Source organism: Micromonospora sp. LOL_013, from assembly GCF_048060315.1.
GTDB lineage: Bacteria > Actinomycetota > Actinomycetes > Mycobacteriales > Micromonosporaceae > Micromonospora_E.
The window spans coordinates 46,450-69,067 of record NZ_JBHMIQ010000022.1 but is presented as its reverse complement, the minus strand read 5'-3'; the positions used below and the strand labels follow the sequence as shown (position 1 = coordinate 69,067).

19 protein-coding genes and 1 pseudogene are annotated in these 22,618 nt (G+C 71.4%); 12 read left to right on the top strand and 8 right to left on the bottom strand.

Annotated elements, in window-relative coordinates; all coding sequences use genetic code 11:
- The first annotated feature begins 55 nt into the window (after nt 1-55).
- A complete protein-coding gene (locus ACFHWS_RS16390; protein WP_416568480.1) occupies nt 56-613 on the top strand; it encodes a M23 family metallopeptidase in 558 nt (185 codons plus the stop codon).
- Here ACFHWS_RS16390 and ACFHWS_RS16385 read toward each other — a convergent pair.
- From ACFHWS_RS16385 to ACFHWS_RS16365, 5 genes are all read right to left on the bottom strand, one after another.
- A complete protein-coding gene (locus tag ACFHWS_RS16385; RefSeq protein WP_416568479.1) occupies nt 596-1,798 on the bottom strand; it encodes an aminotransferase class V-fold PLP-dependent enzyme in 1,203 nt (400 codons plus the stop codon). The genes ACFHWS_RS16390 and ACFHWS_RS16385 overlap by 18 nt on opposite strands.
- 415 nt (nt 1,799-2,213) lie before the next feature.
- Entirely contained in the window at nt 2,214-3,215 is a 1,002-nt protein-coding gene (locus ACFHWS_RS16380) for a tyrosine recombinase XerC (protein WP_416568478.1), read from the bottom strand.
- The gene (dprA, locus tag ACFHWS_RS16375; RefSeq protein WP_416568477.1) at nt 3,212-4,468 is read right to left on the bottom strand and encodes a DNA-processing protein DprA; all 1,257 of its coding nucleotides are present in this window, start codon (nt 4,466-4,468) and stop codon (nt 3,212-3,214) included. The genes ACFHWS_RS16380 and dprA overlap by 4 nt, the downstream gene beginning before the upstream one ends.
- Nucleotides 4,468-5,985, bottom strand: a complete 1,518-nt coding sequence (locus ACFHWS_RS16370) for a YifB family Mg chelatase-like AAA ATPase (protein ID WP_416553070.1) — start codon at nt 5,983-5,985, stop codon at nt 4,468-4,470. Before ACFHWS_RS16370 ends, dprA begins: the two co-directional genes overlap by 1 nt.
- Before the next feature lie 237 nt (nt 5,986-6,222).
- The gene (locus ACFHWS_RS16365; RefSeq protein ID WP_416553068.1) at nt 6,223-6,585 is read right to left on the bottom strand and encodes a YraN family protein; all 363 of its coding nucleotides are present in this window, start codon (nt 6,583-6,585) and stop codon (nt 6,223-6,225) included.
- A 205-nt stretch (nt 6,586-6,790) separates the two neighbouring features.
- On the opposite strand from ACFHWS_RS16365, the gene ACFHWS_RS16360 reads away from it, so the two are divergent.
- From ACFHWS_RS16360 to ACFHWS_RS16325, 8 genes are all read left to right on the top strand, one after another.
- A complete protein-coding gene (locus ACFHWS_RS16360; RefSeq protein ID WP_416568476.1) occupies nt 6,791-7,630 on the top strand; it encodes a hypothetical protein in 840 nt (279 codons plus the stop codon).
- A 223-nt stretch (nt 7,631-7,853) separates the two neighbouring features.
- Nucleotides 7,854-8,702, top strand: coding sequence for a 30S ribosomal protein S2 (gene rpsB, locus ACFHWS_RS16355; protein WP_416553065.1), 849 nt, complete (start codon nt 7,854-7,856; stop codon nt 8,700-8,702).
- Nucleotides 8,703-8,741: 39 nt separating this feature from the next.
- Nucleotides 8,742-9,572, top strand: coding sequence for a translation elongation factor Ts (gene tsf, locus ACFHWS_RS16350; protein ID WP_416568475.1), 831 nt, complete (start codon nt 8,742-8,744; stop codon nt 9,570-9,572).
- Nucleotides 9,573-9,766: 194 nt separating this feature from the next.
- Complete coding sequence (pyrH, locus tag ACFHWS_RS16345) at nt 9,767-10,534, top strand: UMP kinase (RefSeq protein WP_370461410.1); 768 nt, start codon at nt 9,767-9,769, stop codon at nt 10,532-10,534.
- A 79-nt stretch (nt 10,535-10,613) separates the two neighbouring features.
- The gene (gene frr / locus ACFHWS_RS16340; RefSeq protein ID WP_123604413.1) at nt 10,614-11,171 is read left to right on the top strand and encodes a ribosome recycling factor; all 558 of its coding nucleotides are present in this window, start codon (nt 10,614-10,616) and stop codon (nt 11,169-11,171) included.
- Nucleotides 11,171-12,574, top strand: coding sequence for a phosphatidate cytidylyltransferase (locus tag ACFHWS_RS16335; RefSeq protein WP_416568474.1), 1,404 nt, complete (start codon nt 11,171-11,173; stop codon nt 12,572-12,574). The genes frr and ACFHWS_RS16335 overlap by 1 nt, the downstream gene beginning before the upstream one ends.
- Before the next feature lie 84 nt (nt 12,575-12,658).
- Nucleotides 12,659-13,786: a 23S rRNA (adenine(2503)-C(2))-methyltransferase RlmN gene (rlmN, locus tag ACFHWS_RS16330; RefSeq protein WP_416568473.1), complete on the top strand. Its 1,128-nt coding sequence runs from the start codon at nt 12,659-12,661 to the stop codon at nt 13,784-13,786.
- A gap of 37 nt (nt 13,787-13,823) precedes the next feature.
- On the top strand, nt 13,824-14,951 hold the full coding sequence (locus ACFHWS_RS16325) for a DivIVA domain-containing protein (RefSeq protein ID WP_416568472.1): 1,128 nt from the start codon (nt 13,824-13,826) through the stop codon (nt 14,949-14,951).
- A gap of 82 nt (nt 14,952-15,033) precedes the next feature.
- Here the strand turns inward: ACFHWS_RS16325 and ACFHWS_RS16320 are convergent, their stop codons facing one another.
- Entirely contained in the window at nt 15,034-15,312 is a 279-nt protein-coding gene (locus ACFHWS_RS16320) for a DUF2631 domain-containing protein (protein ID WP_416568471.1), read from the bottom strand.
- A gap of 163 nt (nt 15,313-15,475) precedes the next feature.
- Between ACFHWS_RS16320 and ACFHWS_RS16315 the strand changes: the two genes are divergently transcribed.
- Nucleotides 15,476-17,068 carry a Rieske 2Fe-2S domain-containing protein gene (locus ACFHWS_RS16315; protein WP_416553054.1) on the top strand — a complete coding sequence of 531 codons (1,593 nt, stop codon included), beginning with the start codon at nt 15,476-15,478 and terminating at the stop codon, nt 17,066-17,068.
- 37 nt (nt 17,069-17,105) lie between these two features.
- Here the strand turns inward: ACFHWS_RS16315 and ACFHWS_RS16310 are convergent, their stop codons facing one another.
- Complete coding sequence (locus ACFHWS_RS16310; RefSeq protein WP_416553052.1) at nt 17,106-18,770, bottom strand: phytoene desaturase family protein; 1,665 nt, start codon at nt 18,768-18,770, stop codon at nt 17,106-17,108.
- A gap of 54 nt (nt 18,771-18,824) precedes the next feature.
- On the opposite strand from ACFHWS_RS16310, the gene ACFHWS_RS16305 reads away from it, so the two are divergent.
- Nucleotides 18,825-21,020 (top strand): MMPL family transporter, encoded by a 2,196-nt coding sequence (locus tag ACFHWS_RS16305; RefSeq protein ID WP_416568470.1) that lies wholly within the window; start codon nt 18,825-18,827, stop codon nt 21,018-21,020.
- Here ACFHWS_RS16305 and ACFHWS_RS16300 read toward each other — a convergent pair.
- A pseudogene (locus ACFHWS_RS16300) lies at nt 20,998-21,813 on the bottom strand (YhjD/YihY/BrkB family envelope integrity protein); the annotation flags it as partial. The gene ACFHWS_RS16305 and the pseudogene ACFHWS_RS16300 overlap by 23 nt on opposite strands.
- Before the next feature lie 178 nt (nt 21,814-21,991).
- Between ACFHWS_RS16300 and ACFHWS_RS16295 the strand changes: the two are divergent.
- The gene (locus ACFHWS_RS16295) at nt 21,992-22,618 is read left to right on the top strand and encodes a Uma2 family endonuclease (protein ID WP_416568469.1); all 627 of its coding nucleotides are present in this window, start codon (nt 21,992-21,994) and stop codon (nt 22,616-22,618) included.

Here is a 22,618-nt window from a genome sequence, read left to right as displayed (position 1 = left end):
CAGCCTGTCGTCCGCCCATCGAGGCCGTACCCCGGTCGGGTGCCAGCCTGTCGGCATGAGATTCCTGCTCCTGCCGATACTGGTCGCGGCGATCCTGTTCAGCACTGCGCCCGCAGTCCCCGCCACGGTGTCGGTCGCCGCTGCCAAACCACAACCGACCGGGTCCGCGCGCCCAGCCGCAGACCCGCGTTTCCACCTGCCACTGGCCGGCGCCGTCACGCTGAGCCGCCGATTCGACCCGCCCCCGGTGCCCTGGGGGCGCGGACACCGGGGCGTCGATCTCACCGCTGACGTCGGTGCCACCGTGTACACCGCCGGAGCCGGTACGGTCAGCCACTCCGGTCGGATCGTCGACCGGGGCGTGGTCAGCATCAGCCACCCGGGTGGATTCAGGACCACATACGAACCCGTGGACGGCTGGCTCGCTGTCGGCACTGCGGTCAGCGCCGGCCGTCCGATCGGCGCCGTCACCGAAGGCCATCCAGGCTGTCCTGCCGACGCGTGCCTGCACTGGGGCCTGCGGCTGACGGACGGCAGCTACCTCGATCCGTTGCTGTTGCTCGGCAACGGACGTGTCCGCCTGCTGCCGCTCGGGTCAGCCGGCCCGGTGTAGCAGCGCGGGCAGCAGCTCCGCGAGCCGGTCGTAGTCTGCTGCCCGGTTGTAGACCTGAGCGCAGATTCGCAACCACGCCCGATCGGACCACCAGGCAACCGACACCTCAGTGGCCAGGTCGTCGGCGATCCGACGACGCAGCGCGGCCGCTGCGACAGCGCTGTCGGCCACGCCGGTCGGTAGCGGGACCAGGCGCATGGCCAGCTGGGCCGACTCCGGTCGGTGCGGATCGGGTACCGGCAGCCGCTGCGGCGGGACCCCTAGCGCGTCGGCGATGGTCCGCTGGCCGTAACCGACCAGTGCGGCGTTGTGCGCTCGGACCCGGTCCAGGCCGAGGCTGCGCAACGCGTACAGGCCAGCCGGCGCAGCCAGCCACGCGGTGTAGTCGCGGGTGCCCTGCCACTCCACCCGCGACGGGAACCCGGATTCCTGCTCCCAGGAGACTCCCAGCGGCTCAAGCCGTTCCCGCCATCGGGGCGCGACCGTCAGCAGCGCCGTGCCGCGCGGCGCGAACGCCCACTTGTGCAGGTTGCCCACCCAGAAGTCGGCGCCGATCCGGTCGACCTCGACCGCCAGCATCCCCGGTACGTGGGCGGCGTCGACCAGGACCGGTACGCCGGCGTCACGGGCCACCGGGACCAGCTCGGCGACCGGAAACACCTGCGCGGTCGACGAGGTGACCTGGTCGACCACGAGTAGTCGGGTCCGGCCCGGCCGGAGCGCGGCGCGCAGCCGCTCGACGACCTCCTCGGCCGGTGCCCCCAGCGGCACCGCTACGACTCGTACCGTCGCGCCAGTACGCCGGCACTCCCGCTCGACCGAGAGCGCGACCGCGCCATACCCGTGGTCGGTCAACAGCACCTCGTCACCGCTACCCAGACGCAGCGTCTGCAGCACGGTAGCGGCGGCGACGGTGATGTTGTCGACCAGTGCGGCGCATTCCGGGTCGGCGCCGAGGAAAGCGGCCAGATGGCGGCGGGTGTGGCCGATCCGATCCAGCAGACCCTGGGTGAAGAACCGCGGCGGGTCGGCCTCCATCTCGTCGCGTAGCCGCTGCTGCACCCGCTGTACCGAGACCGGGACCGCGCCGAACGCGCCGTGGTTGAGGTGGGTGACCGCTGGGTCGAGGGAGAACAGCATCCGTGCGCCGGGTAGCGGTTCGGGTGGGGCCAGGCCGCCGCTCATCAGATGCCTTCCGTGGATACTCCGGCCGTCCGGCCGGGGAGGAAACGGACTCCTGCGGAGCAGGACAGGGGAAGTCGATTCGTCGCCGAGGCGGATCGACGTCCAGTACCCGCGCGCCAGGGCACCCGGCGTGCGGACAGGTGTGCTAACGAGGCGTTGCCCTTCCGACGACAACCAAGCCGGTCGGCCTACCTCCGGGCTGGTGGGAAGTAACGTCTGTGGAGTCTGTGTAAGACCGATGGGCGGTACTCTGTCCCTTGCCGTTGATTCGGGTCGGCTGTGGTCTGCGAAGCAGGGAACTCGACCCGTGAGGGTCGAATCTCCCTGCTTCAGCAGGGGGGAGATGCCAACGGCACATTCTAGGCGAGCCGTCTCGGCCCGGTCCGGCGAGCGGCCCCTCCCCGGGCCGGCAGCCTCAGGCCCGCGGATGTGCCTGCCGGTACGCCGCCCGCAATCGCTCCACCGACACGTGGGTGTAGAGCTGGGTGCTGGCCAGCGAGGCGTGCCCGAGCAACTCCTGGACCGACCGCAGGTCGGCGCCACCCTCCAACAGGTGGGTGGCCGCCGAGTGGCGCAGTCCGTGCGGGGTGACGCGGGGTAAGCCCGCGTCGCGGGCAGCCGCGGCGACGATCCGGCGCACCACCGTGGCCTGGAGCCGGCCACCCTTCGCGCCGAGCAGTAGCGCCCCGCCGGAGCGGGGCGACTCGAGCGTCGGTCGCCCCCGGGCCAGCCAGTCGTGGATTGCCGCCCCGGCCGGCACCCCGTACGGCACGGTCCGCTCCCGGCCGCCCTTGCCCAGCACCCGGAGTACCCGTCGGCCCGGGTCGAGGTCGGCGAGGTCGAGCCCGCAGAGTTCGCTCACCCGGACCCCGGTCGCGTACAGCAGCTCCAGAACCAGCCGGTCGCGCAGCCGCAGCGGGCCGTCCGGACCGGTGCCGGTCGGTTCCCGGGTCTGTTTCCCGGCCGGCTGAGCCTCCGAGTCGGTGCCGTCGCCGTCCGGCATCAGCTGCGCGGCCTGCTCGACCCGCAGCACCGCCGGCAGCGTCCGGTGCGGTCGAGGGCTGGCCAGCGCCGCACCGGGATCGGCTCTGGTCAATCCGGTTCGGTGTGCCCAGCCGCTGAAGGCACGGGCGGCCGCCGCCCGCCGGGCCAGCGTGGCGCGGGCGGCGCCGAACGTCCGTTGCCGAGCCAGCCAGCTGCGCAACACCGTGATGTCGAGTCCGGCGGGTGAGTGGACCCCCATCCGGGCTGCGTGGTCGAGTAGCGACACGACGTCACCGACGTACGCCCGTACGGTGTGGGCCGAACGGTTGTCGACCAGAGCGAGGTGCCGCGCGAAGGCGTCCACGGCGTCGCGCAGGCCGGACGGCAACCCGGCGTGCCGCGCGGCGGTGCCCCGGCTGCCGTCGTCGCTCATCCCCCGACCGTCGGCCCGGCGGCCTGATCGGTCAAGTCGCCACGCCGACCGACCCCGGTGGCGGACCGGGGCGGCAACCGGTAACGCCCATCCGCGCCGGTGAGTAGGCCTCGGGCCTGCAGAGCGGAGACCTTACGCATGGCGGTGCGGATGTCGACGCCGGCTCGGCCGGCCAGCTCGTCCAGGTCGACCGAGCCACGGCCGGGAACCGCTTCCAGGACCCGCGCCGCCTGGGGGTCGAGCGAGTCACGGGGACGCTCGGGCCCGCGTGGTGGTGGTGCGAGGTCGATACCGATCCGGCCGATCTCCTCCTGCACGTGGGCGACCCCGGCGACGAGCCGGGCCTGCGGGTGGTCGCGCAGAATCTCGTGACAGCCGACCGACACGGCGGAGGTGATCGGCCCCGGCACCACCATGGTCGCCCGGCCCAGGGCCAACGCGCGCCGGACTGTCTGGGCGGCTCCGCTACGGGCACCGGCCTCGACCAGCACGGTCCCGGCCGTCGCGGCGGCTATCAACCGGTTGCGGGTGAGGAACCGGTGCCGCAGCGGCTCGGCGCCGGGCAGCCACTCACTGACCAGCAGCCCGGACTCGGCGATCTGGTCGAACATCGCGGTGTTGCCGGCGGGGTACGGCCGGTCGATCCCGCAGGCCAGCACCGCTACCGTGCAGCCGCCAGCGGCGAGCGCACCGCGATGGGCGCAGGCGTCGATGCCGTACGCACCTCCGGAGACGATCGTCCAACCCTGCTCGGCAAGGCCGTGGCCGAACTCCATGCTGACGTGACGTCCGTACTCGCTGGGTGCCCGGGAACCGACCACGGCGACCGAACGGGCCAGCGCCTCGGCGAGCGGCCGTGGCCCGCGTACCCACATGGCCAGCGGTGGCGCACCGTCGCGGGAACCCCGGTAACCGGCACCGCCCGACCCGCCGTCGGGGCGACGGGCCAGCCGGGTCAGGTCCTCGACCTGGCGCGGCCAGTCCGGGTCCTCCGGCGTCACCAGCCGGGCGCTGACCCGCGCCGCCCGGTCGAGAGCGGCGGCGGCCACCTGCAGCGGATCGGCGGTCGCCAGCCGCGCGGAGCTCGCCGTCCGGGTCGGTTCGTCCGGACTCCACCCGCCGCGTAGCCGGGCCAGCGCCTCGACCGGACCGACCGCCGCCACGAGCCGGTGAACGGCTTCGTTTCCGGGCTCGGCGAGCCAGGTCAACGCGATCCGGGCCAGCCGGCTGCCGGCCGGTTCGGTGCCCGGCATCACAGCTCGCCCGTCCGCAGCTGGATGGCTTCGTCGATGTCGGTCGAGTCCGGCCGGGACCGTCCGTCCAGGTCCGCGATTGACCAGGCGAGTCGCAGAATGCGGTCGAAGCCGCGGGCGGAGATCGCCCCGACGTCCAGCCGCCGCCGCAGTGCGGCGGTCTCGCCGGCGGCCAGCCGCCACGGCGGGCGTCGTAACGCGGGCCCGGGGACCACCGAGTTGGTCCGCCAGCCCTGGCCGGCCCAGCGCTGCCGGGCGGCCTCACGGGCGGCGGCCACCCGGGCGGCCACCGTCGCGGTCGGTTCCGCCGGCGGCTGGTTCGTCATCAGGTCCACGGCCCGCAGCGCGGTGAGGCTCACCTGCAGGTCGATGCGATCCATCAGGGGACCGGACAGCCGGTTGCGGTAGCGGCGCCGTACCACGGGCGGGCACTCGCAGAACTGATCGCCCGCCGGCCGGGCGCACGGGCACGGATTGGCCGCGAGCACGAGCTGGCACCGGGCGGGGTACTCGGTGACCCCCAGGGCACGGGTGATCAGCACCCGCCCCTTCTCCAGCGGCTGCCGCAACGAATCCAGCACCCGGCTGTGGAACTCGGGTGCCTCGTCGAGGAACAGGACACCATGATGGGCCAGTGAGACCGCGCCGGGGCGGGCCAGCCCGGAACCGCCGCCGACCAGCGATGCGACGGTCGCCGAGTGGTGCGGGGCCTGGAACGGCGGTCGGCGTAGCAGGGCGCTGCCCGGTGGCAGCACTCCGGCGATCGAGTGCAGCGCGGAGACCTCCAGCGCCGCCGTGTCGTCCAACGGCGGCAGCAGACCGGGGAGCCGTTCCGCCAGCATGGTCTTGCCGGCACCGGGCGGCCCGATCAGCGCCAGGTGGTGGCAGCCGGCGGCGGCGATCTCCAGGGCCCGCTTGCCGAACGCCTGCCCGGCGACGTCGGCGAGGTCCGGACCGGCCTGGACGACGCCTGGCTTCGGTGGCGGGGGATCGAGCAGCTCGTCGGCGCCGCGGATGAACGCGATCAGCCGGTGCAGCGTGTCGACGGCCTTGACCCGCACCCCCGGCACCACCGCCGCCTCGGCCGCGTTGGCGGCCGGCACCACCACCTGGGTCACCCCGGCCCGGGCCGCTGCCACCACCATGGGCAGCAGGCCGCGCACCGGCCGTACCGCGCCGTCCAGGCCCAACTCGCCGAGCAGCGCCACGCCGTCGACCGGGGCAAGCGGCAGCTCTCCGGTGCCGCCGAGCAACGCGGTGGCCACTGCGAGATCGAACCCCGAACCGATCTTGGGCAGCGTCGCCGGTAGCAGGTTGACGGTGATCCGCCGGCTCGGCCAGTGCTGCCCGGAGTTGACGATCGCGGCGCGTACCCGGTCCCGTGCCTCGTGCAGGGTGGTGTCCGGCAACCCCGAGATGATCACTGCGGGGAGCCCGGCGGCGAGGTCGGCCTCCACCTCCACGAGATGCCCGGTGACGCCGACCAGGCCGACGCAGAGCACCTTCGCGTAGCTCATCGTCCGGTCTCCAGCGGTCGGTCGTCCTCCGTGGATGGTGGTGGTCGGTCGTCGGCGCGCGGCGGGCGATGGATGTCGTTTCTCATGGCACGACGGTGGCTGTCCACGACCGGGCCGCCGGGCCGGGCAGGGGCGCGCCTGTGGACGAAGGTCCCGTTGTGGACAACGCGGAAACCGGTTGACGCCGGCTGCTAGGCGGCGGCTGCCGGGCGACGCCGACGGGTCGGGCGATGCTGGTCAGAAGGCCGCCGTCAGGCGCCGGACCTGGGCCGCGCCGGACCGACCGACGGTCACGCAGATCAGATCGAATCGCACCGGCCGCCGGCCATGTCCCGGGTTGGCGGCCAGCCAGCCAGCGGCCAGCCGGCGGATCCGCCGGGCCTTGGCCGCGGTGACCGCTTCCTCCGGCGCGCCGTAGCGGTCACTGCGTCGGGTCTTCACTTCGCAGAACACGATGGTGTCGGCGTGCCGGGCGATGATGTCGATCTCGCCGGCCGCACAGCGCCAGTTGCGTTCGATGACGATGAGCCCGGCGTCAACGAGGTGCCGTACCGCACAGCGTTCGCCGTAGGCGCCGACGGCCTGCCTGATGTTGGTCATGTCCGGCAAAGTGCCCGGCGGTGCTGGCTCACGCCCGGTGCGGTACGCCGTGGTTGTGGACGGCGGGCTTGCTGTGGATGCCGCGAGGGCACCGGCCGCCGACCTGCTAGCGCCGGTCTACCAGCACCGGTACAAGATCGCCCGAGAGGTCAGTGGAGCGGACCCGAGTGGCGGCGGCGGTTGCGGTGACATACGGTCCCTGTCCGTGGACCCGAACCGAAACTATCCGGACGACCCCGATCCCCGGTGGTACTCCGAGCGCACCTACGTCGATCCGTCCTGGCAATCCACCGAGTCGAGCAGCGACCGGTTCGGTGACGATCCGTTCGGCGGCACCAGCCGGTACGCCAGTGGCGACAGCACCGGTGAACTGCGGGCAGCCCGGGCTGCCCGGGCGGATACGACGGAAGGTGGCCGGCGGCGCGCGGCGCCGGAACCGGCGTCGGCACCGCCGTTTGCTCCGCCGGCGTCGGCACTGCCCGGACCGGCGAGCGGTCCACCGTTCGCGACCCCGGAGCCCCGGTCGGAGCCGGGTCCAACGGTCGATGCCGGCCGGCGGTCCGAGTCCGCAAGGCGGCCCGACCCCGGTCGGCGGTCCGACCCGGCGCGGCCGGACGAGTCGGCTAGTTCGGTCGACATTCCCACCGGGCTCATGCCGCCGGTCACCCCCCGTCCGGCCGGTGATCCACCGTCGATGGGGGAGTACGGCGGCCGGCGGGCACCGGTGGGCAGCGTAGTCAGCGACGGGGTGTACCGCAGTCGACGTCCTGCGCTGGGGATCCTGTTCGCCGTCCTGGTGATGATCTTCGAGGTGCCGGCGTTGCGGCTGTTGCTGGACGGAGCGCTGGCCGATCCGGCCGAGGTCGGCGCGGTGGTCGCCGGTACGGCGCTGATGATCGGACTGCCCGCGTTCGGTATCGGTCTCTACGCGCTGGCCACCGGGGCGACCAAGGTGGGTTCCCCGGTCGAGGCGTGGCTGCGTCCACCGACCGCGCATCTGCTGGTCGGCCTGCTGCTGTTCGTGGTGGCCGGACTCGCGGGCTGAACCATGCGGGCTGGCCGGGTCGTGACCCGGCGCAGGGCGTACACTTGACAACCGGCGACCGCCTCGTGCGGTCGACCTCGCGCGCCCTTCTCCCCGGCGACAGCCGTGGGGGCGACGGTCCCCTGGTCCTGATCATTCAGGCCCACCATGACCGCCGACCGGGCGCCAGGACGCCCGGCCGCCGGCCGGCGTGACAACCAGGGACGTACAGGGAGAAGACACCATGGCCGTGGTGACCATGCGTCAGCTGCTGGAGAGCGGTGTGCACTTCGGGCACCAGACCCGGCGCTGGAATCCGAAGATGAAGCGGTTCATCTTCACTGAGCGTAACGGCATTTACATCATCGACCTGCGCCAGACCCTCGACTACATCGAGAAGGCGTACACCTTCGTCCGTAACACGGTGGCCGACGGCGGCAACATCCTGTTCGTCGGGACCAAGAAGCAGGCGCAGGAGGCCATCGCCGAGCAGGCGACCCGGGTCGGTCAGCCGTACGTCAACCACCGCTGGCTCGGCGGCATGCTGACCAACTTCCAGACGGTGTACAAGCGACTGCAGCGGATGAAGGAGCTGGAGGCGCTGGACCTGACCGGCACCGCGCAGGGCTACACCAAGAAGGAGACCCTGCAGCTGTCCCGGGAGAAGGACAAGCTCAGCCGTACGCTCGGCGGCCTGCGGGACATGCAGAAGGTGCCGGCGGCGATCTGGGTCGTCGACACGAAGAAGGAGCACATCGCCGTCGACGAGGCCCGCAAGCTGGGCATTCCGGTGATCGCGGTGCTCGACACCAACTGTGACCCGGACGAGGTCGATTTCCCGATCCCGGGCAACGACGACGCGATCCGCTCCGCCGAGCTGCTCACCCGGGTCGTCGCGACCGCCGTGGCGGATGGTCTGATTGCCCGTTCCGGCAAGTCGCGTGGTGCCGAGGAGAAGCCGGAGCCGGGCGCCGTGGCCACCGACGAGCCGCTGCCCGAGTGGGAGCGCGAGCTGCTTGAGGGGCCGGCCAACAAGGAGAACGAGCCCTCGGCCGGCAAGGAAAACGAGCCCGCTGCCGCCGCTGCGGAATGACGACCACCCAAGCCGTCTGACGAGACTGAAGAGAGAGTCATGTCCAACTTCACCGCCGCGGACGTCAAGAAGCTCCGCGACCTCACCGGCGCCGGCATGATGGACTGCAAGAAGGCGCTGCAGGAGGCCGAGGGCGACTTCGACAAGGCCGTCGAGATTCTGCGGATCAAGGGTGCCAAGGACGTCGGCAAGCGGGCCGGCCGCACCGCCGCGAACGGCTTGGTGGCCCACGCCGGGTCGGCGCTGCTGGAGCTCAACTGCGAGACCGACTTCGTCGCGAAGAACACCGACTTCATCGATTTCGCGCAGTTGCTGGTCGAGCACGGCGAGCAGATCAAGGCCACCGACGCGGAGGCGCTGCTCAGCTCCACCCTGCCGGACGGTCGGCCGGTCGCCGACGCGGTTCAGGAACAGTCCGCCAAGATCGGCGAGAAGCTGGTGCTCAACCGGTTCGCCCGGCTCGACGGCACCGTCACGGTCTATCTGCACCGCAAGGCGCAGGACCTGCCGCCGCAGGTGGGCGTCCTGGTGGCGTACTCCGGCAAGGAGGACGAGGCGGCCGACGCCGACGCCCGCGGTGTGGCGATGCAGATCGCCGCGATGCGGCCGCGCTTCCTCACCCGTGAGGAGGTGCCGGCGGAGACGGTCGAGTCGGAGCGCCGGATCGCCGAGCAGACGGCCCGCGAGGAGGGCAAGCCGGAGGCGGCCATGCTGAAGATCATCGAGGGCCGGGTGAACGCCTTTTTCAAGGACTTCGTCCTGCTGGAGCAGGCCTCGGTGGCGGACAACAAGAAGACGGTCAAGAAGGTGCTGGCTGAGGCCGGCATCGATGTGACCGGGTTCGTCCGGTTCGAGGTCGGCCAGGCCTGACCCGGTCCGGGCCGGGTGTCGGCGCGTCGGCCGGTCGGCGGCCGCGCAGGCAGGTCCCCGGTGAGGATCGAGACGATCGATCGACAGAGGAGGCCGTTGGTGTACGTGACAGGCACCACGGCCTCCTCGTTCCGTAGTGTGGGCACGAGGGTGAGTACGGCGGCGCTGAGGGCAGCTAACGAAGGGCGGGTCGGATGACGCAGGTAATGAGTGGACACACGCTGGCGGCGGACGACCCGACCGCGCCCCCACCCGGTCGGTCCCGGCGGGTGGTGCTGAAACTGTCCGGAGAGGTATTCGGCGGCGGAGCGATCGGCGTCGATCCGGATGTGGTGCAGGACATCGCCCGGCAGATCGCCACTGTCTCCCGGCTCGGGGTCCAGGTTTCGGTGGTGGTCGGCGGCGGTAACTTCTTCCGCGGTGCCGAGCTGCAGAAGCGCGGTATGGACCGGGCCCGAGCCGACTACATGGGCATGCTGGGCACTGTGATGAACTGCCTGGCCCTGCAGGACTTCCTGGAGAAGGAAGGCGTCGAGACCCGGGTGCAGAGCGCCATCACGATGGCCCAGGTCGCGGAGCCGTACATCCCGCTGCGGGCGATCCGGCACCTGGAAAAGGGCCGTGTGGTGATCTTTGGCGCGGGCGCCGGTATGCCGTACTTCTCCACCGACACCGTCTCGGCGCAGCGTGCCCTGGAGATCCACGCCGACGTGGTGCTGATGAGCAAGAACGGCGTGGACGGGGTGTACACCGCCGATCCACGGACCGACCCGACCGCCAGCAAGCTCGACACGGTGACCTTCGCCGAGGCGCTGCGGCGCGGGCTGCGGGTCGCCGACGCCGCCGCGTTCAGCCTCTGCATGGACAACGACCTGCCGATGTTGGTCTTCGGCGCGCAGGGCGACGACACGATCGTGCGCGCAGTCGCCGGCGAGCGCATCGGTACCTTGATCACGACCTAACCGGCCGGACCGTGCGGCGGATCCGTACCGGCAGGTGCCAGCAGGGACACCGGACCATCAGAAGGAGGCGACGGAACAGGTGATCGAGGAGACTCTGCTCGAAGCAGAGGAGAAGATGGAGCGCGCCGTCGAGCACGCCAAGGAGGAGTTGGGCGCGATCAGGACCGGTCGGGCCACTCCGGCGATGTTTTCCCGCATCGTGCTTGACTACTACGGAACCCCGACGCCGATCACCCAGATGGCATCCGTCGGGGTGCCCGAGCCGCGGATGGCCATCGTCAAGCCGTACGACATGTCGCAGCTCGCCGCGATGGAGAAGGCGATCCGCGACTCGGACCTCGGAGTCAACCCCAACAACGAGGGGACCCAGCTCCGGATCCTGCTGCCGCAGATGACCGAGGACCGCCGGCGAGAGATGATCAAGGTGGCGCGCGGCAAGGGCGAGGACGCCAAGGTCGCCATCCGCAACGTCCGTCGCAAGGCCAAGGAAGAACTCGACCGCATCGTCAAGGACGGCGAGGCCGGCGAGGACGAGGGACGCCGGGCCGAGAAGGAACTGGACGATCTCACCCACCGGTACGTGTCCAGCGTCGACGATCTGGTCAAACACAAGGAAACCGAGCTGCTCGAGGTCTGATGTCCTACCCCGAGACCGCTGGCGGCGATCAACCGGACGCTCGAACGAGGGCGCGGCACCCCGGCGCCGCGCCCGAACCGTCAGCTCCGGAGACCCGTAACGGCCACCCGCTGGCCGAGCGGTCCCAGCCGTACGGCGGCCCGAACGGAGTGCCCGGCGCCGGTTACGGTACCGCCGGCTACGGGGGCGCCGCGTACGGGGGTGCGGCCCATGGCGGTCCCCTCCCCACTGGGCCGTACACCGGTACCGGGGATTTCCCGAATGCCGGTTCCCACCTCGGCAACGGCGGTCTGCCCCAAGCCGGCGCGCCGACCGGCAACGGTCACGGCAACGGTCACTGGTCGACCGGGTACCGGGACGGCGAGCAGACAGAGCCGTCGACGGACCCGGACCCGCAGGTCGGGCCCGACAGCTCGGCAGCGCGTCGGCGGGCCGGCGCGCGACGCCGTCGATCCGGCCGGTCTGGTCCGGCCCGGCCGGCGACCGAGCGCTCCGACCCGGATCAGCCGCTGCCGGAGCCGACCGGCTCTCGTCGGGCCGGTCAGAATCCGTCCGGCGAAACCGGGAACGCATCGCCGGCTGCCGACCGTCGGCCGTCAGCCGGTCGAGATCTGCCGGCCGCCATCGGCGTCGGCCTCGGGCTGGTCGTCGTGGTGCTCGGTTCGTTGTTCCTGTGGCGGCCAGCCTTCCTGGTCGTCCTGCTGGCCGCCGTCAGCCTGGGCACCTGGGAGATGATCCGAGCGGTGCGCACCAGCGGCGCCCGCCCGCCGATGACCCCGTTGCTTGCCGGTGGCGCGCTGATGTCCGTGCTGGCCTGGCGGATCGGCCCGGATGCTCTGGCGCTCGGGCTGCTGGTGACGGTCCTGGCGATGCTGATCTGGCGGCTGGGCGACGGACCGTCCGGGTATCAGCGGGACGCGGCCACGGCCACGCTGATCACGGTCTACGTCCCGTTTCTGGGCGGTTTCGCCGCGTTGCTGGCCAGTCGGCCGGACGGCGACCTGCAGATTCTGGTCACCCTGGCCGCGGTGATCCTCTCCGATACCGGTGGCTATGCCGCTGGCGTCTTCTACGGCAGGCACCGGATGGCACCGACGATCAGCCCGAAGAAGTCCTGGGAAGGCTTCGCCGGGTCGGTGGCCGCCGCCGGGATCGGCAGCGCGGTGCTGCTGTTTCTGTTGCTCGACGTCATGCCGCTGTGGGGGGCGCTGTTCGGCGTGGCGGTGTCGGTCGCGGCTGTGCTGGGGGACCTCGGCGAGTCCATGCTCAAGCGGGATCTCGGGGTCAAGGACATGAGCAACCTGCTACCCGGACACGGCGGGCTGATGGACCGGCTCGACTCGATCCTGTTCGCGTTGCCGGTCTCCTACCTCGTGCTGTCGTTGATCGCGTTGGCCGGCTGAGCGGTCGTTCAGAAGGGGGTGGCCGGTCGATTCGCCCACCGTGGCGAGCTGGCCACGGCGGGATCGTGGGAGACTGGTCCTGCCATGAGAAGTCTGCCACTGACCCCGAGCCGTCCGGTGACCGCCGCGTCCGACGGTCGCCCCGCCCTGCCGCCCCAGCACCTGGCCGATCTCGATCTCGGCCAGCGGCAGACGCTGCTGGCCGGGCTCGGCCAGCCCGCGTACCGGGCGAAGCAGATCTCGACGCACTACTTCGGCCGGCTGACCCGGGACCCGCAGGCGATGACGGATCTGCCGGCCGCCGTCCGGGCCGGGGTCGCCGAGCGGCTGTTGCCGACCCTGCTCACTCCGGTGCGCGAAGACGCGTGTGACAGCGGTGCCACCCGCAAGGCGCTCTGGCGGTTGCACGACGGAGCCCTGGTGGAGAGCGTGTTGATGGGTTACCCGGACCGGGTGACCGTCTGCGTGTCCAGCCAGGCCGGGTGCGGGATGGCCTGTCCGTTTTGCGCCACCGGTCAGGCCGGGCTGACCCGAAACCTGTCCACCGCGGAGATCATCGACCAGGTCGTCCACCTCGCGGGAGTAGCCGCGGCGGGTGGCGTCACCGGGTCACCGCCCCGGCTGTCGCACGTCGTCTTCATGGGGATGGGCGAACCGTTGGCCAACTACGGCCGGGTGATCGCCGCCGTCCGCCGGCTCTGCGCGCCACCACCGGAAGGGCTGGGCCTGTCGCAGCGGCATGTGACCGTCTCGACCGTCGGACTGGTGCCGGCGATGCGCCGTCTCGCCGGGGAAGACCTATCGGTAACTCTTGCGCTGTCGTTGCATGCGCCCGATGATGATCTGCGCGACGAACTCGTGCCAGTCAACCAACGGTGGAAGGTCGCCGAAGTCCTGGACGCCGCGTGGGAATACGCGGACCGTACAGGTCGGCGGGTGTCCATCGAGTACGCGATGATCCGGGATGTGAACGACCAGCCATGGCGAGCCGATCTGCTGGGTCGATTGCTGGCTGGTCGCATGGCCCATGTGAATCTTATTCCGCTCAATCCGACTCCGGGCAGTCGTTGGGACGCCAGTCCCAAGCCGATCGAGCGGGAATTCGTTCGTCGGCTGCGTACAGCCGGCGTCGCGGTGACCGTCCGCGACACCCGGGGCCGGGAGATCGACGGAGCATGCGGGCAGCTCGTGGCCGCTGAGACGGCGTCGTGAGCTACCGGTGTGATCAGCGAGTGAATCAGGAGACGTAGTGGCGAGTCAGGGACAGCGCTTCCGGCGCCGGGCGCTTCGTCGGGGCTACAAGGTCGACGAAGTGGATGCCTTCCTCGACCGTGTCGAGGCCACACTCGCCGGCGAGCCGGTGGGGTCACCGGTTTCCGCACAGGAAGTGCACGATGTCGTATTCAGAGTCCGGTTCAACGGCTACGACGAATGGCAGGTCGACCTGCACCTGGACCGGGTGGAACGACAGCTGACCGAGCTGGAGGAGCGTGGCCCAGCCGGTCGTGGCGCGGACACCCGTGCCGGCCGCCCCGACCGGCTGACCCCGGCCGGGCGTGACGATCGTCCCGTGCCGTCGGCCGCCGCCGCGCTGCCGCCGCGGCCGATGCCCGGTCAGCCGGGGCCGATGCCCGGTCAGCCGGGGCCGGCCCCCGATCCGTACGGCCACTACGCCGACCAGCCGACCGGCAGTTACGGCCGCTACGAGGACCCCCGGGGCAGCTACCCGCCGGGAGCTCCGGCAGGCGGCCCGCCGGTCCCGGCACCGGGCGGGCCGCACCGCGGCTTCGGTCCCGGCCCGGACGGTCGGTTCGACGGCTTCGAGCAGGGCCGGCATGGCAAGGCCGACATGACGGCCGAGGTCTACTTCCCGGATCGGCGATCTGGCCCGTCCGGTCCGCCGCCAGGTGGACACCCCGGCCATCCCGGCATGGGTGGTTCCCCCGGCGGCCACCCTGGGATGGCTGGCGGCCACCCCGGCATGGGCGGCCCTCCCGGCGGTGGCCACCAGGGCATGGCGGGCGGCCGCCCGGCGATGCCGGGTCAGCCAGGCGTCGCCGGCTACCCGGGTGGGCCGGGCAGCCCCGGCCACCTGCCGGGCGGACCGGCGGGACCGTCCGGTGGTGGCAGCCTGCAGCGGGTGGACCAGATCCGGCGGACCTTCCAGGTCCGCCGGTTCGGCAGCGGCTACGACCCGGCGCAGGTGGACCGGCTGTTCGAGGAACTCCTTACCGCGATGGCCGGCCGGGGACCGATGCCGGTGGACACGGCGGAACTCGACACGGTGCAGTTCGGGCTGGTCACCGGCGGCTACTTCGAGGCCGAGGTCGACGCCGCACTGAAGGAGGTACAGGACATCCTGCAGCGCGGCCGGTGACCGCCGGCTGCGGCCGCCCTTGGCTGGATCAGCGCCAGCGGTCAGGCGCCGGATCAGCGCCAGCGGTGCGGCCCGGGCCCGGTCAGGAACGCAAGCCGTTGCGTCGTAGCACGGCGTCGCCGACAACGATGGCCAGCAGTCCAACGGCCAGGCCGATCAGCCAGATGTCCTCGACGCGGCCCTCATGGTTGCCGATCAGCATGGAGAGCAACACCAACGCTGAAACGACAGCACCGATCCGCCCCAACTTGCGATGGCCCGGCTTGTGCTGGTCGGGTGAGGTCACCGGCTCGGTTCCGGCCACGGCTGGTCCTCCTCTCGAACCGGCCCGTTCCGTTGAACGGAGCCCGGTCACTCGCATGGATCCCGCCCAGTCTGGCATGGTGCCGGCGGGCGCGGCATCGCGACCCCGCCGTGGGACCCGTGCGGGAGCTGGTGGATCCGGACGTCGCCAGCCGGGGCGACTGCTGCCTCCGGTAGCGTTTCCGGCGTACACATCGCTTGTGACCGAGGGGGTCTGTACGGTGCGACTGACGGGAACCGGGCACGCCAGTATGCGGATCGACACGGCTGCGGGCAGCATCCTGTGCGACCCGTGGGTCAACCCGGCCTACTTCGCCTCATGGTTTCCCTTTCCGGACAACTCCCAGTTGGACTGGGAATCCCTCGGACAGGTCGACTATCTGTACGTCTCCCACCTGCACCGGGACCATTTCGACGCGGCGCACCTCAAGCACTTCGTGTCGAAGAAGGCGACCGTGCTGCTGCCCGAGTACCCCACCTCGGAGCTGGAGGACGAGCTGCGTGAGCTCGGCTTCACCAGCTTTCTACGGACAAAGACCAACGAGGTGGTCGAGCTGGACGGCGGCCTCAACGTCATGATCCAGGCGTTGACCAGCCCGACCGACGGCCCGATCGGTGACTCGTCGTTGTGGGTCGAACACGACGGCATCCGACTGCTCAACCAGAACGACGCCCGTCCCACCGATCTGTCGGTCTTCGCCGCACTCGGCCACGTGCACGCCCACCTGCTGCAGTTCTCCGGCGCCATCTGGTACCCGATGGTCTACGAGCTGCCCACCAACGCCAAGACCGCCTTCGGCAAGCAGAAACGGGAGCGCCAGTTCGATCGCACCTGGCGGTACATCGATGATCTAAAGGCATCGTACGTCTTTCCGATCGCCGGGCCGCCCTGCTTCCTCGACGACGCGCTGTGGCAGTTCAACGACATCCACGGCGACGAGGGCAACATCTTCCCCGACCAGCAGGTCTTCCTGTCCGAGTACACAAAGGTCGGCGGCACCAACGGAGTGGTGCTCCTGCCCGGTTCGGTCGCCGAGGTCACCGCCGACGACTGCCGCACCACGCACCCGCAGCCGGTCGACGAGTTCTTCGCCAACAAGCAGGCCCACCTGGTTGAGATGCGGGAGCGCAAGCGCCCGGTCATCGAGGCCGAGAAGGCCTCCTGGCGGCACCCGGAGATTGACGTACTGGGCGAGATGAAACGTCGTATCGAGCCGTTGCTGGAGGAGTCGGTCTACCTGGCCAAAGGGGTCGGCGGCCCGGTCCGGTTCGACCTGGTCGACTACGACGGCGAGTCGGTCGAGTCGATCGTGGTGGACTTCCCCGGCAAGCAGGTGCGGCCGTACGCCGACGAGAAGGTCCGCTACCGGTTCCGCACCGACCGGGCACTGGTGGAGCACCTGCTGCACACCGGCGAGGTCGACTGGGTCAACTCGCTCTTCCTGTCCTGCCGGTTCTCCGCCGCGCGGATCGGCCAGTACAACGAGTTCGTCTACGCCTTTTTCAAGTGCCTGTCCACTGAGCGGCTGCAGTACGCCGAGGGCTGGTACGCCGAGCAACGCCCGGACGCCGAGGACGTCAAGATCGGTGACTGGATCGTGCAGCGCCGCTGCCCGCACCTGAAGGCCGACCTGACCCGGTTCGGCATCATCGACGGCGATCAGCTCACCTGCCAGCTGCACGGTTGGCGGTTCGACCTGACCAGCGGGCGGTGCCTGACCAGCGTAGGGCACGAGATCCGGGCCCGCCGGGCGGGCACTCCGGCACCGGCGGAGTGCCAGATCCCGGCCGGCGAGCCGGCGGCGCAGGCCTAGCACCTGCCTGGCGCCGACGGCCTGGGGACCGCCGCGCCTAACGTCCGCCGCGCCCCAGGTCGGTGAGGATCCGCCGGGCGGCGTTGTGCCCGGCGGCGCCGATCACACTGCCCGCCGGGTGACAGCCGGCGCTGCCCGCGTACAGGCCGGGCAGCCCGGTGGCGTACGGCATCCGGTCGGTGAACGACACGGTGTTGTCCACGTGGTGGATGTGCCCTCCGGTGATGCCGAAGTGCGCCTCGATGCCGGGTGGGGCGAGCGGCACCGCGTCGGCGACCAGCGTGCTGGTGCCCGGCGCGTACCGGTCGCAGACGGCCAGCAGCTGTTCGACGTACCCGGGCAGTTCGGTCGACCACGACGAACCCGTCGGCTGCCACGGCACCGACTGGACGAACAACGCCGACGAGTGATGTCCGGCGGCGTCGCGCAGTGACGGGTCGGCCGTGGTATGCAGGTACCACTCGATGGTTGGCTCGGCCGGCAGCCGGCCGGCCCGCACATCGGCCCACATCGCCCGCAGCGCGGTCATCGGCGACTCGCCGCCGCCGGGCAGCAGCGACGCCGACCCGGGCAGCAGATGGATGGTGGCCCCGAACGGGCTGGGCGCGGCGTCCGGCAGGCAGCTGAACCGGGGCAGCCCGGTCAGCGCCAGGTTGACCTTCAACGTGCTGCCCGGCCGGCGGGTGGCGGCCATCCGGTCGGTCAACATGGCCGGCAGCGCGCCGTCGGGGGCCAGCTCCAGCAGCCGGTACGGGTCGCAGGCACCGAGCACCACCTCGGCGGCGACCGACCGGCCGTCGGCGACGACGACGCCGCTGGCGTTGCCGGCGTCCACGGTGATCCCGGTGACCGGTGTGTCGGTGACGATCCGCGCCCCGGCGGCTCGGGCGGCGTCGGCGAAGGTCCGCGACACGGTGCCCATCCCGCCGGCGGCGATCATCCAGGTGCCATCCGCGCCGGGCAGCCGGCACATGTTGTGGACCAGGAAGTTGTGGCCGGTGGCGGGGTCGTCCGGGCCGGCGGTCAGCCCGCTCAGCCCGTCGGTGACGGCGTACATGGCGACCAGCAGCTCGGAGCGGAACTCGAAGCGGGCCAGGTAGTCGGCGACCGAGCCGCGGACCAGGTCGATGAAGACCTGCCGCAGCGCCGGGCGGACGTAGCGCTGCGCGGTCTGCTCGACCGGCAGCGGCTCGGCCAGCCAGGCCGGTGCCAGGTCGTCGCGTAGCGCCGCCAGTTCGGCCTGCATGGCGTCGTCGGCGGCCACGTCGGCGGCGGAGAGAGTCGCCGCCATCTGCGCCCGGGTCGCGGCCCGGTCCGTGCCGAACAGCAGGTACGGCGACCCCGGCCCACCCGGGGTGGGCAGGAAGTAGTGCGGGTCGCGGCGCAGCACCGGGATGGTCACGTCGAGGGTGGCCAGCAGTTCCGGCGGCATCAGCCCGAGCAGGTACGAGCCGGTCGAGTGGCGCAGCCCTGGCACCCGGGTGAACGGCTGCTCGGTGCGGGTGGCGCCGCCGATCACCTCGGCCGCCTCCAGCACCAGCACGTTCAGCCCGGCCCGGGCCAGCAGGACCGCCGCGACCAGACCGTTGTGCCCGGACCCGATGACGACCACGTCGGCCCGGGCCGGCAGGCCGGCCGTGTTGGGCAGGTCCGCGCGGTCCGACGTGTCGGGTCGCGGTGCCGGAGACTGTGACGTACCCATGTCCCGACCCTAGTCGCCGTGCGGCGTCCATGATGGGCCTGCGATAGTCGAGACGTGTTCGCATGGTGGGGACGGACCGTGGTCCGGTTGCGATGGGTGGTGCTGGCCGCCGCCGCGTTGCTGGTCGTCGTCGGAGTGACCTGGGGGACCGGCCTGTTCGGGGCGGTCTCCGGTGGCGGTTTCGCCGACCCGGCGGCCGAGTCGACGCAGGCCCGGGAGCGGATCAACGCCGAGCTGGGCAACCAGGACGTCGACGTGCTGGTGCTGTACCGCAGTGACACGGCCACCGTCGACGACCCGGCGTTCCGCGAGCCGGTCACCGAGACCCTGGCGTCGCTGGCCACCCGGCCGGAGGTGACCAGTGTCACCAGCTACTACGACACCGAGTCACCGGCGCTGGTCGCCACCGACCGGCTGGCCACCTACGCCCTGGTCCAGCTCGCCGGCGACGACGAGGACGCCAAGACCGCCGCCTTCGAGCAGATCCGACCGCTGCTGGACGCGCCGGGGCTGACCACTCGGGCCGGCGGTGCCGTGCCGTTCCTCGACCAGGCCAACGAGCAGACCATCCGGGACATCACCCGGGCCGAGCTGATCGCCCTGCCGATCCTGCTGGTGCTGCTGGTGCTGATCTTCGGTGGGCTGGTCGCGGCGTCGATGCCGCTGCTGGTCGGCGTGCTCGCCATCCTCGGCGCGTTCGTGGCGGTCCGGGCCCTCACCCTGGCCACCGAGGTTTCGGTGTTCGCGATCAACGTGATCACCCTGATCGGGCTGGGCATGGCGATCGACTATGCGCTTTTCGTGGTCAGCCGGTTCCGGGAGGAGTTGGCCGCCGGCCACCCGACCCCGGAAGCGCTGGTGCGCACGGTCGCCACCGCCGGGCGTACCGTCGCGGTCTCCGGCCTGATCATCGGTACCTCGCTGATCAGCCTGCTGATCTTCCCGCAGCCGTTCCTGACCGGGATCGGCTTCGGCGGGATGGCCGCGGTGCTGGTCGCCATGCTCGCCTCGGTGACCGCGCTACCCGCCCTGTTGGCGGTGCTCGGCCCGCGGATCAACGCGCTCACCGTACCGTTGCCGTGGCGCCGCCGGGCGGTGCCGCCACCGCCGGGGGAGGCCGGCCGGGCCGGCGCCTGGGCCCGGATCGCCCGCAGCGTGATGCGGCGTCCGGTGCGCTACGCCACCGTCGTGGTGGTCGGGCTGCTGCTGCTGGCCACCCCGTTCCTGCGGGCCGAGTTCGGTGGCTTCGACGAGCGGGTGTTGCCGGCCGGTGCGCAGTCGCGGGTGGTGGCCGAGACGATCGCCGGGGAGTTCCCCGACGGCGCCAGCATCGGCCCGATCGAGGTGCTGGTCTCCGGCGCCGGCCCCGACTTGGTGCAGGCCTTCGCCGAGGACATCGCCGGGCTGCCGGGCGCCACCGGTGCCCAGATCGCGGCGGTACGCGACACCTCGGCGCTGATCCGGGTCAGCTACGTCGGCGAGCCGACCGGCGACGAGGCCGAGGCACTGGTTCGGGCCATCCGCCACCTGCCGCCCCCGGCCGGGGCCGAGGTCCTCGTCGGCGGCCGCACCGCCGCAGACATCGACATGCTGGACAGCCTCGGCAGCTACCTGCCGTGGATGGCGCTGCTGATGGCCACCGCCACCATGGTGCTGCTGTTCCTGGCGTTCGGCTCGGTGGTGTTGCCGGTCAAGGCGGTACTGATGAACCTGGTGTCGATCGGCGCCTCGTTCGGCGTGGTGGTCTGGGTGTTCCAGGACGGGCACTTCGCCGACTGGCTCGGCTTCACCCCGACCGGGTTCATCGATCCGACCAACCCGATCCTGATGTTGGCGGTGCTGTTCGGTCTGGCGACGGACTACGAGGTGTTCCTGCTGTCGCGGGTGCGGGAGGAGTGGGACCGCACCGGCGACAACACCGCGTCGGTCGCCGCCGGGCTGCAGCACACCGGACGGATCATCACCGCCGCCGCACTGCTGCTGATCGTGGTGGTGGCCGGCTTCGCCACCGGCGGCATCTCGTTCATCAAGCTGATCGGGGTTGGGATGATCGTGGCGATCGTCGTCGACGCGACCCTGGTGCGGGTGCTGCTGGTGCCGGCGACGATGCGGCTGCTGGGTCGGTGGAACTGGTGGGCGCCGGGTCCGTTGGGCCGGCTGTACCGCCGGTTCGGGCTGCACGAGACCCCGGCGCAGCCGCAGTTGGCATCGGTCGGCTCCGGTGCCGGCGCCGACGGCGCCACCGGCTGAACGCCAGCGTGGCGGAGTAGCCGGCCAGCACGATCACGTGCAGCAGGTAGAGCCAGAGCAGCACCGCGACCGCCGCGCCGACCTGGTCGAGCCCGCCGAACGGCACCCCGAGGTCCAGCGGCAGCGAGCAGAACAGGATGAACCCGTGCAGGAAACCGGACAGGTTGGCGGCGGTGAACGAGCCGACCGCGACCGTGGCCAGCCAGTCCGGTTTGCCTGGCCCGACCACCCGGAACACCCACACCAGCACTGGGCTCAGCCCCAGCCAGACGGCCAGGAACGACACCACCACCCCGAGCGCGCCGGCCCAGCCGCCCCGGGCGAACAGCCCGGCGGCCGACGGTAGGGCCAGCAGCACCAGCAGCAGCAGCGCCGGTGCTGCGCCGAGCAGCGGCAGCAGCAGCACCCGGCCCCGCCAGCCGACCATCGACTCGGCCGGCTCCGGCGGTGGTGCCACCGACACGAACGCTCGGCGCAGCCCTTCGCCGTACAGCGAGGCGGGCAGCACGGCGGCCAGCGCCAGCACCGGGGTAAGGTGCAGGCCGGCGTCGATCAGGGCGGCGGCGGCCCGGTCGGCGCCGAGCTGTCCGGGCAGGGTGTCGATCGCCGGGTCGGTGAGCCGGCGGATCCGGCCCGCACCGGCGAACAGTCCGGTCAGCCAGATCGCCAGCAGCACCACCGGGACGACCGCGATCGCGCCGAAGAAGGTGATCGAGGCGGCGTGCAATGACAGGTCCCGCCCGCGCAGCGGCCGGAACGCTGCCCGGACGAGCCGGCGACCTCGGGAGACCATGTCCCTCAGCATTCCCCACCGGGGCGGTCGCCACTCCCGTACGGGCGGTCGGCCGGCGCGGGGTGGCCGTCCGGTCCGGCGGCGGTTGGCTTGCCGACATGGCCCGGTGCGCCGCCGTGGCGGGGCGGCGCGGCTAGTCTGGTCGGTGCATCACGTCCCGCGGAAAGGGGTGAGCACGTTGGCACAGCCGGCATTCGTGCCCGATCCGGAGCCGCGGCGTGAGCCGTCGTTCGACGTACTCGGCGATTTCGACGAGCCGTGGACCGCGCAGCTCGCCCTTGACCTGTTGCCGGAGACCAATGGTCCCAAGGTCGAGGTCCTCAGCGGGAGCGTGATCGTGACACCATATGCCGGAGTTGACCACCAGTCGGTCGAGCGGGAGCTTTCCTACCTGCTGCATCGGGCTGCGCGCAGGGCCGGCCTATGGGCCTATCCGGAGATCAACGTGGTTTCCGGGGCTGACCTGTTCATACCCGACCTGGTCGTGCTGCGGACGTCCGGTGGCGGCAGGACGACCGTTGACGTGGCGGACGCCGTACTGCTGGGCGAGATCGTGTCGCGCGGCAACCGGCGCAAGGACGTGATCGACCGGCCCCGGCAGTACGCCGCAGCCGGCGTTGCCTGGTTCCTCCGAGTGGATCTTCGGAACCGAGTGCCGGCGCTGGTGTTGCACGAGCTGAGCGACGGGGAGTACCGGCCGGTGGCGGCGGCTGCGGCCGGGACCACGTTCGTGATGAAGGAGCCGTTCGAGTTCACCATCGATCCGGCCGATCTGCTCGACGAGGCCGACGACGGCGTACGGTGA

Bases quoted from the DNA above. Each gene is read 5' to 3' on its own strand.
- ACFHWS_RS16390 (WP_416568480.1), top strand. From the start codon at position 56: ATGAGATTCCTGCTCCTGCCGATACTGGTCGCGGCGATCCTGTTCAGC.
- ACFHWS_RS16385 (WP_416568479.1), bottom strand. From the start codon at position 1,798: ATGAGCGGCGGCCTGGCCCCACCCGAACCGCTACCCGGCGCACGGATG.
- ACFHWS_RS16380 (WP_416568478.1), bottom strand. From the start codon at position 3,215: ATGAGCGACGACGGCAGCCGGGGCACCGCCGCGCGGCACGCCGGGTTG.
- dprA (WP_416568477.1), bottom strand. From the start codon at position 4,468: ATGCCGGGCACCGAACCGGCCGGCAGCCGGCTGGCCCGGATCGCGTTG.
- ACFHWS_RS16370 (WP_416553070.1), bottom strand. From the start codon at position 5,985: ATGAGCTACGCGAAGGTGCTCTGCGTCGGCCTGGTCGGCGTCACCGGG.
- ACFHWS_RS16365 (WP_416553068.1), bottom strand. From the start codon at position 6,585: ATGACCAACATCAGGCAGGCCGTCGGCGCCTACGGCGAACGCTGTGCG.
- rpsB (WP_416553065.1), top strand. From the start codon at position 7,854: ATGGCCGTGGTGACCATGCGTCAGCTGCTGGAGAGCGGTGTGCACTTC.
- tsf (WP_416568475.1), top strand. From the start codon at position 8,742: ATGTCCAACTTCACCGCCGCGGACGTCAAGAAGCTCCGCGACCTCACC.
- pyrH (WP_370461410.1), top strand. From the start codon at position 9,767: ATGACGCAGGTAATGAGTGGACACACGCTGGCGGCGGACGACCCGACC.
- ACFHWS_RS16335 (WP_416568474.1), top strand. From the start codon at position 11,171: ATGTCCTACCCCGAGACCGCTGGCGGCGATCAACCGGACGCTCGAACG.
- rlmN (WP_416568473.1), top strand. From the start codon at position 12,659: ATGAGAAGTCTGCCACTGACCCCGAGCCGTCCGGTGACCGCCGCGTCC.
- ACFHWS_RS16320 (WP_416568471.1), bottom strand. From the start codon at position 15,312: ATGCGAGTGACCGGGCTCCGTTCAACGGAACGGGCCGGTTCGAGAGGA.
- ACFHWS_RS16310 (WP_416553052.1), bottom strand. From the start codon at position 18,770: ATGGGTACGTCACAGTCTCCGGCACCGCGACCCGACACGTCGGACCGC.